Source organism: Ignavibacteriales bacterium (assembly GCA_015709675.1).
In the GTDB taxonomy this organism is placed as follows: domain Bacteria; phylum Bacteroidota; class Ignavibacteria; order Ignavibacteriales; family Ignavibacteriaceae; genus H2-BAC3.
The window spans coordinates 3,591,295-3,606,135 of record CP054182.1 but is presented as its reverse complement, the minus strand read 5'-3'; the positions used below and the strand labels follow the sequence as shown (position 1 = coordinate 3,606,135).

Sequence of the window (14,841 nt, the reverse complement as noted above, 5' to 3'; positions counted from 1 at the left end):
TAAATAATAAGGAACAGGTACACTACATGGCAAAAGCTCAGTCTCCCATCGAGAAAGCGCTTAAGCAGATTAAAGACTGCAAAGCTCAGTTCATTGATTTCAAGTTTGTTGACTTCCCGGGTCAGTGGCAGCACTTCACCGTCCCGGCACAGGAGTTTGACGGTTCATCATTTGAGAATGGATTCGGCTTTGACGGCTCATCCATCCGGGGCTGGAAAGCAATTCATGAAAGCGATATGCTTATCATTCCCGACCCCACCACGTTCTGGTTCGACCCGTTTATTCAGGCACCAACTGCGAGTTTTATTTGCAATGTGCATGATCCTGCAACCCGCGAAAAATATGAGCGCTGCCCAAGAAGTATAGCCCAGCGTGCTGAAGCTTATCTGAAATCAACCGGACTTGCCGATACCGTTTATTATGGTCCTGAAGCAGAGTTCTTTGTGTTTGATGATGTCCGCTTTAACTCCGCGCCAAACGGAAGTTTTTATGAAGTTGATTCAGTAGAAGGTAAATGGAACAGCGGCCGCGATGAAATGCCGAATCTCGGATACAAGCCAAGATATAAAGAAGGATATTTCCCGGTGCCTCCTACAGATTCATTGATGGATCTGCGCAATGATATGGTGCTTAATCTTCAGGCATGCGGACTTCATGTTGAAGCACAGCATCACGAAGTTGCATCAGGCGGCCAGTGCGAAATTGATCTTCGTTTTGCTCCGCTTCTCACCGCTGCTGACCAGCTGATGATGTTTAAGTATATCATCAAGAATACAGCACGCGCAGCAAACAAAACCGTTACTTATATGCCGAAGCCGATCTACGGTGATAACGGAAGCGGAATGCATGTGCATACCAGTCTGTGGAAAAACGGAAAACCGCTTTTTGCAGGAAACGGCTATGCGGGCTTAAGTGAAATGGCTCTCTATTTTATCGGCGGTCTGCTTAAGCATGCACCTTCACTGCTTGCATTCACCAACCCGACAACAAATTCATATAAGCGTCTGGTACCGGGTTTTGAAGCTCCGGTTAATCTTGCTTACTCACAGCGCAACCGTTCTGCGTCAATCAGAATACCGATGTACTCAACCAGTCCGAAAGCAAAGCGTGTTGAGTTCCGCTGCCCTGATGCATCAGGAAATCCGTATCTCGGATTCAGCGCAATGCTGATGGCCGGACTTGACGGTGTGATCAACCGTATTGATCCGGGTGATCCGCTTGATAAGGATATATACGATATGGCTCCGGAGGAATTAAAGGATGTACCTTCAACACCTCCTTCACTTGCTGATGCACTTGATGCGCTTAAGAATGATCATGAATTCCTGCTTAAAGGCGGCGTCTTTACCGAAGATGTTGTGAATTCATGGATTGCCTATAAGACCGAAAAGGAAATCAAACCGATGGCGCTTCAGCCGCATCCGTATGAATTCCATTTGTATTATGATTGCTAAGAATCAGTAAATATACTTATGAAAAGGGCTCCGTACGGAGCCCTTTTTTGTATATATACGGTGCAGGATGAATATATCACCCCTGCGGGTTTTGGCTTCGGTTCTGGCGCGACGGTCATTCTGTAACCGCTCTGCGGTCATGGATGTGTGGGAATTGTTCGATTGCTACCAATCTGTGACCGCTCTGCGGTCATGGATGTGTGGGAATTGTTCGATTGCTACCAATCTGTGACCGCTCTGCGGTCATGGATGTGTGGGGATTGTTCGTTTGCTGCCAATCTGTGACCGCTCTGCGGTAATGGATGTGTGAGGTTTGTTCGTTTGTTGACAATTTGTGACCGCTCTGCGGTCAAACAAGATACCGGTATTATTTATCTGCTAACCACAAATTTTTCATTCTTCATTTTTTCATTACAACTATTCCACCTGTGCTTTCAGCAGATCTGTCAGCTTTTTGGCGATTTGCCCGAAGCGATTCAGGTAGTCTTCCTGGGCCCGGCGGATGACTTCGTGAGCTTCGGTTTTATTGTAAATATGAGTGATTTCACATTTGGGAGTTTCTGAACCGGGAATTTCCTTGTACGTCAGGAAATAATGCTTTAGCCGGTCAATTACGGTTTCTGGTACTTTGTCAATGTCAGTAAACTCACCATATATAGCATCATCTTTCAGAACAGCTATGATTTTATCATCAGCTTCATTGCCGTCGAGCATTCTGAATCCGCCGATCGGAATTGCCTTCAGAATAAGGTCTCCATGGGAAATTGTTTTCTCGGTCAGAACGCAGATATCAAGCGGGTCACCGTCTCCTTTAATCCCTTTTTTACCTGTCTGCTTCATACAGTAATCGGCGGTTTTTCTTCCGCAATAGGTCTGGGGTATAAGGCCGTACATCGAGGGGATTATGTTAGAAAACCGTTGCGGCCGGTCAACTTTAAGGTAACCGGTTACTTTGTCAATTTCATATTTTACCGTGTCCGTAGGTACAATTTCTATAAATACGGTAAGAACTTCAGGGGCATCTTTTCCGATGGAGATACCATGCCAGGGGTGCGGTTTGAAGATTTGCCCCATCATCAGGGCGATGCGGTCAATACTCTGGTCGTTCAGTTTTTTCATAGCAGCAAGTATTTTTTAATTACTGCTTCTAAAATAGGGAGATTGGGGATTCATTTGTGAGGCAGATAAAATTAATAATGGAATTTTAACCCAAAATTCTGATAGTTTTGATGGCTGCGGGATTTATTGAGTTTTAGGTAATTCAGCTTCGCAGGTACACGCCGCGGCGTGTATTTACAAGTTCAAAAAGTGATGAGGCCCCTGTCCGTAGAATCAAAATTTTCCCCGGGTTATTTACCGGCTGCTTTTTTCAATTTGGCTATCTGGTCACGCAGATTTGCGGCTTTTTCAAACTCAAGATTCTTTGCTGCTTTATACATTTCATCGGTCATCTGCTGGATGATATCTTCCTTTTGCTCCGTTGACATATATTTGATGATCGGCTCAGCAACCATGCCGTAGTCAAGATCATCTTTCACTGCTGCTCCGTCCCGTTTACGGACATCGGCAATTGAAGTTGAGCTCATAATCTCTTCCCGGCTTTTCAGGATCGTCTGAGGAGTGATGCCGTGTTCGCGATTGTATTCCTCCTGCATCTTCCTCCTGCGCTCAGTTTCCCCAATCATTTTTGCCATGGAATTGGTGATTTTGTCTGCATACATAATCACTTTTCCATTAACATTTCGTGCAGTTCTTCCTGCGGTTTGAAGCAGGGAGCGTTCGGAACGGAGGAATCCTTCCTTGTCCGCATCAAGTATTGCAACCATTGAAACCTCCGGCATATCGAGGCCTTCTCTCAGAAGGTTAACTCCGACCAGGACATCAAAATCACCCAGCCGAAGATCACGCAGGATTTCAACTCTCTCAAGAGCATCAATGCCGCTGTGTATATACCGGACTTTTATATTCATCCGTTCAAGATAGTCTGTCAGGTCTTCCGCCATCTTTTTGGTGAGGGTGGTAACCAGAACCCGTTCTTTGATTGCGGCACGTGCCTTAATTTCTCCTATCAGGTCGTCAATCTGTCCCTTAACCGGGCGGATGATAATTTCAGGATCAATCAGTCCAGTCGGGCGGATGATCTGCTCAACAATAACACCGCCGGATTTCTCCAGTTCAAAATCAGCCGGGGTGGCGCTCACAAAGATGACCTGGTTGAGCATTGACTCAAATTCTTCAAATTTCATCGGACGGTTATCAAGGGCTGAGGGGAGCCGGAACCCAAAATTTACGAGCGTTTCTTTTCTCATCCTGTCACCATTATACATACCCCTAAGCTGAGGCACGGTTACGTGGGACTCATCAATTACCAGCAGATAATCTTTTGGAAGGTAATCAAACAGACAGAAGGGACGGGAGCCTGGCTTCCTTTCATCCATGTGGCGTGAGTAATTTTCAATGCCGGAGCAGTAACCTACCTCTTTCATCATTTCGATATCAAACCGTGTCCGCTGTTCAAGGCGCTGTGCCTCAAGCCATTTTTCTTCACGCCGGAAGAATGAAAGCTGTTCCTCAAGTTCAGCTTCAATATTCTTGATGGCTGCCATCAGTTTATCTTTATTCGAAACGAAATACTTGGCAGGATAGATGTGCACGCTTTCAGCCTCACTTATTACATCCCCGGTAACAGCATCAATAATGCTCAGCTTTTCAATCTCATCTCCCCAGTATTCAACGCGCACCGCTTCTTCATACTGATATGCCGGAATGATTTCAATGACATCACCCCTTACCCGGAACGTGCCGCGGGTGAAATCAACATCATTGCGGACAAAGTGGATATCAATCAGGTTTCTGAGAAGCTTTTTACGGGGGAGCCCTTCTCCTTTTTGCAGGAACATAATCTGGTCAGCAAACTCCTGAGGTGCACCGATACCATAGATACAGCTTACGCTGGCAACGATGATAATGTCATTCCTTCCTTCAATCAGGGAAGTGGTTGCCTTAAGCCGGAGGCGGTCAATTTCGTCGTTAATAGCGAAATCTTTTTCGATATATAAGTCGCTTGAAACAACGTACGCTTCCGGCTGATAATAGTCGTAGTAAGAAATGAAAAACTCAACGGCATTATTCGGAAAGAATGATTTCAGTTCCGAATAGAGCTGTGCCGCAAGAGTTTTATTATGGGAAATAACAAGGGTCGGCTTGTTAAATTCCTTTATGACATTTGAGATAGTGAACGTTTTTCCGCTTCCGGTAACACCCAATAGTGTCTGGAACTTATCTCCGCGCTTAATGCCTTCTGCCAGCTCGGCTATAGCTTTTGGCTGATCACCGGAGGGCTGATAGGAGGAGACTAAGTCAAAGGGGCGGAAAGGGGCTTTCACTTATTCGGGGATGACCTCAGCTGCATGGAAGTAATCTTTATGCAGATGCCCGCGCAGTGTTACGGTTTCAGCTGATCTGATCTGTTCAACGGTTACTCCTCCGGCCTGTATTTTAACCACCTGACCCGCACGGTCACGGCCGTAGAAAACAATTCCTCCCTGCGGATCGGGAAGCACTTCCCTCTCCTGGGCAACATAGACTTTTACATCCTTGTTCGCATTGTTATTCGTATCAAAATCAGCAAAGGATCCGATACCTTTGTTAGGGTTCAGATAAAAGAAATAAACCATGGCTACAACAAGCACCACGAGTATAGGGACGATAAATTTCTGAATATTTTTCATTCGTTTAAGTTTATTTATTTAAATTTTAAAGATATTTTCAAAAAGTTAATTATTCAACAGAATTAGAGAGGTATGAGGAGAATAGGGCCAAAGATCAAGAAGGATGCAGTACTTTCCCCAAAAAGGAGGGTTTTTAATGCATCACTTGCCGGCGTCATCTGGCTGGTTGCTTACTTCTACGGCAAATATTCGTTCCTCACCTATGCAACCCCCGTTCAGATGGGGGAATGGGATATAGCCCACGCAATTCATTTTTTCGCAACTCTGGTTGTGATTATTAATTCCTTTCTGACTGATAATCTTGTCCCGGCGGTAAACTGGAGCGCTTATGGCGTTATTTTTTTTCTTTCAATACCGAACTATTTTATGACCGTGACCGGAAATCAGATTTATTCTTATGTTAATATTTTCGGAGTGCTTTCAACATTCGTGATTATTGGTTTTTTTGTGATTCGCTGGATGCGGGGAGACTGGGGCTGATATGAAGTTCTCAAAATTTCTTCTCCTGTTTATTTTTATAAGCGGATTTCTGGCTGTGGCTTTAGGGGCATTCGGTGCACACTCGCTGAAGGATGTTCTGACCGAAAAAGGGCTTGAAAACTGGAAAACTGCGGTTCTCTACCAGATGTTTCATACTGCGGCGCTTATCGGCATTTTCTCACTGAAGAATGTACCCAAATATATTGCCTGGTTTTTTATGATCGGGATAGTGCTTTTTTCCGGTTCCCTGTTTGCTTATTCTCTGACCGGAATCAGTTTTTTGGTGGTTTTAACCCCGTTAGGCGGAGTGTCCTTTTTAGCCGGATGGCTGGGGATGATAATTTACGCTGTGCGTTTGAAGTAGATCTTACTTTTCAGAAGAGGGGAGATTCTACAGTAATATCACCCGTTCAGGGTTAGGGTAACCTGGGATTCGTGTTTTCTACCAACCTGCGACCACTCCGTGGTCGGGGGCGATGACCATATTTGTCTTCTACCAATTTACGACCACTCCGTGGTTGGACGGGGGTGGATATTAAATTTTGTTTTCTACCAATTTGCGACTCCTCCGGAGTCGGGGGTGTGTGTTCGTTTTTTTCTACCAACCTACGACCACTCCGTGGTCGGACGGGGGCGGATGTTAAATTTTGTTTTCTACCAATTTGCGACTCCTCCGGAGTCGGGGGTGTGCGTTCGTTTTTGTTTTCTACCAATTTGCGACCACTCTGTGGTCGGTAAAATTTTTATCCATTATCCCTTGTCCATTCTCAATTATCCCTTATCCATCTTCCATTATTTCACGACCCGTAATTTAAAGTAGACTTCTTCCGGCGAGAAGATTCCCGCAAAAAATCTTTCGTAAATGACTGGTTCGATATTAACGATTATATCCATCCATTTAAGAGCTGCGAAATGGGAAGTGATAAATCTCTTCTCAATGACTTCAAATTGCGCTTTACCTTCATAGTTGGTGCGGTGGTTCAGTTTCCATTTTTCATAGAATTTAGGCTTCCGGTTGCCTATATACTCATAGTTATCAAACGTCCGGATTGAGAAGGGGATTTTATGATCCGGCTCACCGAAGTACTTAGTGTTCAGGAAAAAAGGGGCGTAAACTATGATGGTTGCATCTGGCTTGGCTATACGGTAAAGTTCGGTGACTGTTTTATGGAAGCTATCCAGATGCTCAAGGATATGGGAGCAATAAATTTCGTCGAAGGTATTTTCAGCATAAGGATAGGGGAATGTGTTGATATCATGGATGTCATTTCCGCCGTAGTCAACAATGTCGAGATTTACATAACCTGGTTTAATATCCTTGCCGCAGCCGAGATTGAGTTTCATGGTTCCTTGAGTAAATTAAAAAACGAGATTTAAAATAAAAAAACCCGGTCTGAAAACCGGGTTTTTTGAGAAGTTGATTATTAATTTGCGGAGAAAACCGGCTTTATGCCGCCCTGCAGAGTTACTTCCTCGACCTTTATACGAGCTACACCTTTTTTAATGAGGCCGAGTTCTCTTGCAGCTCCTTTAGAGAGATCTAATTCCCTTCCGGGAATGTAAGGTCCCCGGTCGTTAATCCTTACGATAACAGACTTGCCATTTTTCGGGTTGGTCAGTCTGAGAAGCGTTCCGAATTTCATCCTTTTATGGGCGGCGGTAAATCCTTCCTGGTCATATATTTCACCATTTGCGGTTACTCTGCCATGGAAGCCTGGTCCGTACCAGGATGCCTTAAGCTGCCCTATGTCTGTGAAGCTAACGACCGTTGTCTGCGGCTCTGCCTCAGGTATCTCAGTTTCCGGTACAGCAGCGCTGACCGTCTGATCTTCGGACGCTCCGGTTATAAATGCAGTTTTGGTTGTAAACCCTGCAATAACCAGGATCATAAAGAAAATAACAACCTTAACGATGGTTCTCAATAAGCCCTCGTGGTTTGTTAATAAAAAATTACCATACAAAAATATGGAAAAGTGATCCGGACACCAAGATTTCGGGTGTGTCCTATGCCGACTTTAGAATTTTCGACCTTTTTAGTATTGGAGTCGAAAATCCAATTAAATCACTTGGAATTTAAATCCGGCTCACTCCAGATTTTGACGGACAAAACCAAATTTTTGTTCAGTAACAACTATACACAAAACCACAAAGGCAGGGGTCAGGCGACACCCCAGAGCAAATCTTGCAGAATCAGCCGTCTTGCTCGTCTTTCCTGTCCTAAAAGTTTTACTTAAATGAGTTTATTTTTTCAGATACTTCTCAAACCAGTCAACTGAGCGCTGCATTACATTTGCGTAATGGAAAGGTTTGTTCCGGATTCCGTGCCCTTCTCCGGGATACAGTATAAACTCAACCGGAACCCCGAGGGTATTGAGCGCCTGAAACATTTCACGGGAATTAGCCACATCGGTATAAAGATCTTTTTCCCCCTGAAGTATCAGCGTGGGAGTCTTGATTTTATCCGCATAGAAAGCCGGGGAGCGGTTCACATAAAGATTGCTCATATCAATCGGGCGCTCCCAGTAATAGTAACCGAAATACATTTTTTCGAAGATGGGCTGCCATGAGTTGCTCCAGTCTGTGAAAAAACTGAAAATCCCATACATTGAAACAGCTGCTTTAAAAATGTTGGTTTGCGAAATTGTCCAGTTGGTCAGATATCCACCGTAGCTTCCGCCTGTAACTCCCATTCTATCAGCGTCAACAAATCCTTTTCCAATCAGGTACTCAACTCCGTCCATAATGTCACGGTAATCACCGCCCCCCAGATCGTAGCGGTTCGCCTGACCGAACATATCAGAACCACCCAGACTTCCGCGCGGATTTGGCGCAAAGACCAGGTAACCCATCGAAGTTAACACCTTTGTTGGATAGCTCTGCTGAAAAGTATTTCTGAAATAACCGTACGGTCCGCCGTGGATGGTAACAATCATCGGATATTTTTTTGCGGGATCAAATCCTTCCGGTTTAAAGAGAATCCCGTTAAGATCAAATTTACCGTCACTGCTTTTATAAAGAACAACTTCCTGTGAACCGCTTTTGAATTCCTTCAGCTGATCTGAAAAGGAGGAAAGCTTTTTATTACCCAGCATCATTTCAGCAATGGTTTCCGGGGATTCCTCTCTCCAGAATATTCTGCCATCAGCTGTAACTCTCAGATCGCTGACTGATTTATCGGCAGGGGAGATGCGGATTTTCTTACCTGTACGGATATCCATTTCATAGGCAACAGAGTGATAATACTCTGCACCAATAAATAGTATTGATGTTTTATTGCGCCAGATAAATGACTGGATATTAAAATTATAATCGCCGGTCAAATTTTTCCGGCCTGAGCCGTCCGGGTTCATCATTTCAATATCAGTTTCAGCGAATTCAATATCCGGCACTGTCTGGGTCTTAAAGATAAAGTTGTTACCATCCGGTGAAAAGAGAGCATCCGTTTCAGGGCCCGGGAAGTTTGTTATTTGCGTTTTTTTACCGGATGCATCCACGCTGTAAAGATCAAATTTCTGTTCATCATTGTAGTCACCGGTCAGATTGGACTGATAAACAATACCACTGCTATCCGGTCTGAAGGTAATATCCTGCGCTCCCGGATCTAACGCAGTTCGGTACAGTTCTCTTCCTGAACTTACGTCATAAACCACAAGAATCTTTGCCGGGTTTTTCTTTGGATATATACTCTCATCCGCCGGGAGAATGGTTGAACCGATTTTCATGCTCACTTCCGGTTCTTCTGCTGTGGTGAGTGCTGCCAGTTGTGAACCGTCCCGGCTCAGAGTGTATTCTGCAGCTCCCTCATCCAGTTCCGTGAAAACTGATGATGTGCCATCGTTCACATTGTAGCGCCACACCTGGCTGCTTCCTTTTACCGTATCTCCCTTGCTCTTGCTGAAGAATGGTGCGCTGCCAATATAGTATATGTTGAAGCTGTCATGAGAAAACAGGGGACTGCCAACCCGGTATTTTGGGGAGGTGATTGCACGGACTGAGGATGTTTTTACCTCTTTCAGGTAAAGAACTGATTCCCAGGTTTTGTAGTCAGCCGATGGCTTGCGGATAATATACGCAATCTGTGAGCCATCGGGAGAAACAGCGGGAGAGGAAGGTATTTCCAGGTTAATCAGATCAAGAACATCTGGTTTTGGGGCCTGTGCATCGAGCCGGCCTGTTCCCAGGAGGAATACTACTAATAGTATGGTAGTCAAAAAAGAGTACATTATGTTCATGGCGATGTTTTTGGTAAATTCGTTATTTTAAAGACTTATAAAGTAAAAATAACCAAAACATGAGAGTTTTTCAGTGATCAGCGTATGTCAGAAGTAATACTTTCAATAGGCATCATCTTCTTTCTGGCTCATATAGCCGTCTCGGTATTTGAACGCACCAAGATTCCAGATGTGCTTTCGCTCATCCTGCTCGGGCTGATTATCGGACCGCTGCTCGGAGTGGTAAAGATTTCGGATTTCGGTAAAGTCGGGAGCGTGTTCAGTTCAATTGCATTGGTGGTAATTCTTTTTGAAAGCGGAACAACTCTTAATCTAAAAACATTGTCGGAATCAATCAGGTCAACCATTTCAATCTCTATAAGTTCCTTCATTGCTTCAATTGTCCTGGTAACGGTTACGGTTTATTTTCTTCTAGGACTCACATTGATGCCTTCTATTATAACCGGGATTATTCTTGGCGGCACTTCATCAGCAGTGGTAATTCCGCTGGTAAAAGCACTGCGAATGAAAGAAAAAAGCGAAACCATACTTATAATTGAATCAGCACTGACAGATGTACTTTGCATTGTCCTGGTTTTCAGTCTGATTCAGGCTGAAATTAACGGAAGCATTGAAACCGGAAAAATTATCGGCTCCATACTATCCTCTCTGCTCTTTGCACTGGTAATCGGATTAGTCGGAAGTATCGCCTGGCTGCTCGTCCTGAATACGGTCAGGAGGTTTCCGAATACCATTCTCAGCACATTTGCGTTTGTGTTTATTGTTTATGGCATTTCTGAGTTTCTCGGATTCAGCGGTGCCATCGCATCCCTTTCTTTTGGGATAGGACTCACTAACCATGAGCGGATCCGGGCATTTCTGGGAATAAAAATCCTGAGACAGCGGGAGTTTGCTGTTATCACTGAAACGGAGAAAACCTTCTATAAAGAAATTGTTTTTGTCATTAAGACATTCTTTTTTCTCTATCTTGGAATCTCAATCAAATTTGGCGAAATCGCAACGGGTGTTACCGCTGCTTTGATTGTTGTCTTTATTTATGCCGCACGTCTTCTGCTCACTCGCTTCGTAGTGGAAAAAGAAGTGGAAAGGCGCGATGCCTCCCTGATCTCGATCATGGTACCCAAGGGTCTCGCTGCTGCTGTACTGGCATCCATTCCCCTTCAGCAGGGTATGGCGGGGGGGCAGGTCATTCAGGATGTGGTTTACCTGACGGTCCTGACCAGCATTATCGCAACGGTTATTCTGGTGCCCCTGATCGAAAAAAATACGCTAAGCTGGTTTTATGGTCCCATTTTCGGCGGGTTTAAACCCGATACTTCCGTCGGAGAGGCTCCCCCCGCAAATCCGCATCCGGACGAGTATCTGTGAATTCTCTCATAATAAGGAAATAAGAGAATAATTCCCTGTTTCCCCAATCGGGATCAGTATCTCTTTTGAGAAAAACAGATAATCCGCCAGACTGTAAAAAATTCAAGCAAACTTGAGGTTCACCCAATCGGTGAAAAGCAGAATTGTTGAAATTGTAAACAATTCTTAAAGTAATTCGAAAAGGGAAATTTTTATTTTTCACCGGTTTTTGTCGGGAATCCGTTTAAAATTCTTAAACGGTCAGCCATTCTTCTCAAATGCAAGATTTATACAGCCCTCCGCAGCTAATTTTCCCCCGATTTACCGCTGTTTTCGCATCTTTTTTTTGGCATTAAATTTGAAAAACTTTCCTCAAAAATGGAAATACGGAAATGATTAAAGGATATATAACAGCACAAACTGAGCTGTGTAAGGGCTGCGAACTTTGTATTGATGCCTGCCCTCAGGATAGTCTCAGACTTTCAACGCACCTTAATAAAAAAGGTTACCGCTACATAGAATTATATAAGGATAACTGCACCGGATGCTCCAACTGCGGAATTATCTGCCCGGACAGCGTGATTACAGTCTACCGGGAAAATAAAAAGAAAAAGAAAACAGCAGAGGCATAAGATGGCAAACAATGATAACGTCCGTCTGATGAAGGGGAATGAAGCACTGGCTGAAGCTGCCATAAGAGCCGGCATGGATGCATATTTCGGATATCCGATAACTCCTCAATCAGAAGTTCTTGAATACCTGACAGCAGAGGTTCCTCACAGAAAAGGTATCGTACTGCAGGCAGAAAGTGAAGTAGCAGCAATCAATATGATTTACGGTGCTGCCGGAGCCGGTGCAAGAGTAATGACTTCATCATCAAGCCCCGGATTCAGCCTGATGCAGGAAGGTATTTCATATATAGCATCAGCTCAGCTTCCCTGTTTATTGGTAAATGTAAACAGAGGCGGCCCGGGTCTGGGAACCATACAGCCCTCACAGGGAGATTATTTTCAGGCAACAAAAGGCGGCGGACACGGTGATTATCACATGTATGTTCTTGCTCCCGCATCAGTTCAGGAAATGGCGGACCATGTATTTGAAGGATTCAGAATTTCCGAAAAATACAGAATGCCAGCGATGATTCTCTCTGACGGCGCGCTTGGCCAGATGATGGAAAAAGTTGTGCTTCCTGAAGAAGGATCACTGCCGAAGCAGATACCTCTCTGGGGTACAACCGGCAAACCTAAATCAAGAGAAAGAAATGTTATCACCTCTCTTTTTATTCAGCCGGAAAAAATGGAAGAAATTAATCTCGGTCTGCAGCATAAGTATGAACTGCTGAAATCCGAAATCAAATATGAAGAATACTGCATGGAAGATGCAGAATATATACTTACAGCATACGGGCTTGCAGCGCGCATCAGTAAGAAGGCAGTTGATATCCTGCGCGAGCAGGGAATCAAGGCCGGACTCTTCCGTCCGATCACGCTCTATCCTTTCCCGTCAGAACAGATTGAACATCATGCAGTGCATGCACGCTTCATCCTGACCGTTGAGATGAATGCGGGTCAGATGGTTGAAGACGTCCGTCTTGCAGTGAACGGTGAAACTCCGGTTTACTTCAAAGGCAGAATGGGCGGAATGATACCAACCCCGGCTGAAATTGTGGAAGCAGTTCAGGCCAAAATAAACGTTCTTGAAGAAAGTCTGGTGTAGGAGGAATTATGGAAGAAGTAATGGATCCCGTATGTATTGATAAAGAAGCTCTCGAAGCAATGGATGTTGTTTACGAGAAAACGTCAACATTAACCGATGCACCCATGCACTACTGCCCCGGATGCGGACATGGTATTGCCCATAAAATCCTTATGGAGGTAATTGCTGAAATGGGAATTCAGGAACAGACCATAGGTGTTGCACCGGTCGGCTGTTCAGTATTTGCCTATCATTATATGGATGTTGATATGCAGGAAGCTGCCCACGGCAGAGCATGTGCAGTTGCAACCGGTATTAAAAGAGTCCGCCCGGATAAATTTGTATTTACGTATCAGGGTGACGGAGACCTCGCCGCAATCGGAACCGCAGAAACCATTCATGCGGTTAACCGCGGTGAAAATATACTGGTGCTCTTTATCAATAATGCTATATACGGCATGACCGGCGGACAAATGGCTCCTACTACATTGCAGAGCCAGGTTACCTCTACCAGCCCGTACGGAAGAGATACAAAATTTACCGGCCAGCCGCTTAAAATGACAGAACTGGTTGCTCATCTGCCAGGTGCTTATTATGTAACAAGACAGTCCGTTAATAATGTTAACGCAGTACGCCGTCTTAAGAAAGCAATCCGTAATGCATTTGAATACCAGAAAGAAAAGAAAGGAACCTGTTTCATCGAAGTAGTTTCCAACTGTCCTTCCGGTTACCGGATGACACCGCTGCAGTCTATGCGCTGGATTGAAGAAAATATGTTCACCGTATTTCCGCTCGGAGATATAAAGGTGCCTGGAAAAGAAGGAGCTGTATCATGAGACTCAATGAAGAAATAATTATTGCCGGATTCGGCGGACAGGGAATCCTTTCAATGGGACAAACCCTTTCCTATGCTGCAATAAAAGAAGAAAAAGAAACAAGCTGGATGCCCTCATACGGACCTGAAATGCGCGGCGGAACTGCAAACTGTGTTGTTATTCTTTCTGATACACCGGTCAGTTCTCCTATAATTTCTGAATTTGATACGGCAATCGTTTTTAATCAGCCTTCGCTTGATAAATTCGAAAATGCAGTAAAGCCCGGCGGCATTCTTCTGTATGAAAAATCCTCCATTATCCGCGTGCCGGAAAGAACGGATATAACGGTTCTTGGCATACCGGTACTTGAGGAAGCCGAAAAGCTGAAGAAGAAGCAGACAGCGAACATGATAATGCTTGGTGCATATCTGGAGCTGAAGCCGGTTATAGGACCTGAAGCTATCATCTACGCTTTGAAAAAAGTTTTGCCTGAACGACACCATCATCTTATTCCGCTTAATGAACAGGCAATCGAGCGGGGAAAAGAACTGGTTCGTGAATTAACCAGAAAGGAAGCCCGAAATGGAAACGCTAAGGAGTCAGTCTATGAATACAGCGCAGGTTAGATGTCAGAAAAACTGCAAGAATACCTGCTCAATGCTTAACGAGGCACTGAGAAAGGAGACTGCTTCAGTACAGTTCTATGAAGAGGTGCTTGACCAGTGTAATTCACCTGAGGTCAGGAATCTTTTTGTTGATATGATTGAGCAGAGAAGGGCGGAGATTCTGATTATCATTCAGAAGCTCAATGAGATTCATGCCCGTTCTCAGTCCATTGACGGAGTTATACAAAGTTTTCACTGAGCGATATATAACTTCGCTGCGTTAACATCATTCGTGTTGATTTATTCAAAAGGGTGGAGCTGCCTTGTGCGGTTTCACCCTTTTTTATTTTACTGAGTATGCTATGAAATGTGATATGACGGGAACACTATGGCACTCCAATGGCATGCAGATTATGCGGATCTTCGAACGCGGATTTTTACGGATCGGAATCTTTTTAGGGGAAAGTCGTTACTGTCATTAT

The 14,841-nt window shown here is 44.4% G+C and carries 15 protein-coding genes; 9 read left to right on the top strand and 6 right to left on the bottom strand.

The features are described from left to right. Positions 1 to 26: 26 nt before the first annotated feature. The gene (gene glnA / locus HRU80_14225) at positions 27 to 1,454 is read left to right on the top strand and encodes a type I glutamate--ammonia ligase (GenBank protein QOJ29960.1); all 1,428 of its coding nucleotides are present in this window, start codon (positions 27 to 29) and stop codon (positions 1,452 to 1,454) included. Positions 1,455 to 1,871: 417 nt separating this feature from the next. Here the strand turns inward: glnA and HRU80_14220 are convergent, their stop codons facing one another. From HRU80_14220 to HRU80_14210, 3 genes are all read right to left on the bottom strand, one after another. Further along, positions 1,872 to 2,564 carry an inorganic pyrophosphatase gene (locus HRU80_14220; protein QOJ30566.1) on the bottom strand — a complete coding sequence of 231 codons (693 nt, stop codon included), beginning with the start codon at positions 2,562 to 2,564 and terminating at the stop codon, positions 1,872 to 1,874. 239 nt (positions 2,565 to 2,803) lie between these two features. Then, complete coding sequence (gene uvrB, locus HRU80_14215; GenBank protein ID QOJ29959.1) at positions 2,804 to 4,840, bottom strand: excinuclease ABC subunit UvrB; 2,037 nt, start codon at positions 4,838 to 4,840, stop codon at positions 2,804 to 2,806. Continuing rightward, positions 4,841 to 5,185, bottom strand: a complete 345-nt coding sequence (locus HRU80_14210) for a hypothetical protein (GenBank protein QOJ29958.1) — start codon at positions 5,183 to 5,185, stop codon at positions 4,841 to 4,843. A 72-nt stretch (positions 5,186 to 5,257) separates the two neighbouring features. Here HRU80_14210 and HRU80_14205 point away from each other — a divergent pair, with 72 nt between their 5' ends. Together HRU80_14205 and HRU80_14200 are read left to right on the top strand one after the other, a co-directional pair. After that, on the top strand, positions 5,258 to 5,665 hold the full coding sequence (locus HRU80_14205; protein ID QOJ29957.1) for a hypothetical protein: 408 nt from the start codon (positions 5,258 to 5,260) through the stop codon (positions 5,663 to 5,665). A 1-nt stretch (position 5,666) separates the two neighbouring features. Continuing rightward, positions 5,667 to 6,029 carry a DUF423 domain-containing protein gene (locus HRU80_14200; GenBank protein QOJ29956.1) on the top strand — a complete coding sequence of 121 codons (363 nt, stop codon included), beginning with the start codon at positions 5,667 to 5,669 and terminating at the stop codon, positions 6,027 to 6,029. A gap of 428 nt (positions 6,030 to 6,457) precedes the next feature. Here HRU80_14200 and HRU80_14195 read toward each other — a convergent pair whose 3' ends face one another. The 3 genes from HRU80_14195 to HRU80_14185 form a co-directional block, all read right to left on the bottom strand. Further along, on the bottom strand, positions 6,458 to 7,009 hold the full coding sequence (locus HRU80_14195) for a methyltransferase domain-containing protein (GenBank protein ID QOJ29955.1): 552 nt from the start codon (positions 7,007 to 7,009) through the stop codon (positions 6,458 to 6,460). A gap of 80 nt (positions 7,010 to 7,089) precedes the next feature. Beyond that, on the bottom strand, positions 7,090 to 7,554 hold the full coding sequence (locus tag HRU80_14190; protein QOJ30565.1) for a septal ring lytic transglycosylase RlpA family protein: 465 nt from the start codon (positions 7,552 to 7,554) through the stop codon (positions 7,090 to 7,092). Positions 7,555 to 7,905: 351 nt separating this feature from the next. Then, positions 7,906 to 9,888, bottom strand: coding sequence for a S9 family peptidase (locus tag HRU80_14185; GenBank protein ID QOJ29954.1), 1,983 nt, complete (start codon positions 9,886 to 9,888; stop codon positions 7,906 to 7,908). Between the two features lie 93 nt (positions 9,889 to 9,981). Between HRU80_14185 and HRU80_14180 the strand changes: the two genes are divergently transcribed. The 6 genes from HRU80_14180 to HRU80_14155 all read left to right on the top strand — a co-directional run bounded on the left by HRU80_14180 (position 9,982) and on the right by HRU80_14155 (position 14,618). Beyond that, positions 9,982 to 11,265, top strand: a complete 1,284-nt coding sequence (locus tag HRU80_14180) for a cation:proton antiporter (GenBank protein ID QOJ29953.1) — start codon at positions 9,982 to 9,984, stop codon at positions 11,263 to 11,265. A gap of 371 nt (positions 11,266 to 11,636) precedes the next feature. Continuing rightward, on the top strand, positions 11,637 to 11,876 hold the full coding sequence (locus tag HRU80_14175) for a 4Fe-4S dicluster domain-containing protein (GenBank protein ID QOJ29952.1): 240 nt from the start codon (positions 11,637 to 11,639) through the stop codon (positions 11,874 to 11,876). 1 nt (position 11,877) lies between these two features. Next, entirely contained in the window at positions 11,878 to 12,960 is a 1,083-nt protein-coding gene (locus HRU80_14170; GenBank protein ID QOJ29951.1) for a 3-methyl-2-oxobutanoate dehydrogenase subunit VorB, read from the top strand. Between the two features lie 20 nt (positions 12,961 to 12,980). Next, positions 12,981 to 13,775 (top strand): 2-oxoglutarate oxidoreductase, encoded by a 795-nt coding sequence (locus tag HRU80_14165; protein ID QOJ30564.1) that lies wholly within the window; start codon positions 12,981 to 12,983, stop codon positions 13,773 to 13,775. Further along, the gene (locus HRU80_14160) at positions 13,772 to 14,380 is read left to right on the top strand and encodes a 2-oxoacid:acceptor oxidoreductase family protein (protein ID QOJ29950.1); all 609 of its coding nucleotides are present in this window, start codon (positions 13,772 to 13,774) and stop codon (positions 14,378 to 14,380) included. The genes HRU80_14165 and HRU80_14160 overlap by 4 nt, the downstream gene beginning before the upstream one ends. Beyond that, on the top strand, positions 14,361 to 14,618 hold the full coding sequence (locus HRU80_14155) for a hypothetical protein (GenBank protein QOJ29949.1): 258 nt from the start codon (positions 14,361 to 14,363) through the stop codon (positions 14,616 to 14,618). Before HRU80_14160 ends, HRU80_14155 begins: the two co-directional genes overlap by 20 nt. The last annotated feature ends 223 nt before the right edge of the window (positions 14,619 to 14,841 follow it).